Here is a 364-nt window from a genome sequence, read left to right on the forward strand (position 1 = left end):
CCCAGCGGAAGCGGTAGAAGCGGCGGCGGTCGCGTTGATCCAGGGCCGAGGCCAGGCCGCCGACGCCGTTGCGGGCGTGGATGAAGCTGTAGGTCGTGGCCTTGCCCTCCAGCCCTTCGGGCGACAGGGCGGTCAGGCGCAGGAAGTAGGCGCCTTCCTCCATTTCGCCGAAGACCAGAGGGCCGCCGGGCGCGCTGTCGGCTTCGGCGAAGGCCTCGATCATGCCCGCGTCCTGGGCGACGCGGCCGCGATAGCGTTCGGCGCCGGGCAGGGGCTGGATGTCAAAGGCGACCTGGGCCTGGGTCTGCGGCGCGTCGGGCCGGACCAGGGAGGGCGTGGGCAGAAGGGGCAGCAGGCGCACAGC

The 364-nt window shown here is 72.8% G+C and carries 1 pseudogene; it reads right to left on the bottom strand.

From position 1 onward, the window contains the following. Positions 1-364, bottom strand: a pseudogene (locus tag RT567_RS17190) (peptidoglycan-binding protein); the annotation flags it as partial.

Source organism: Brevundimonas sp. (genome assembly GCF_032107865.1).
Taxonomy (GTDB): Bacteria; Pseudomonadota; Alphaproteobacteria; order Caulobacterales; family Caulobacteraceae; genus Brevundimonas.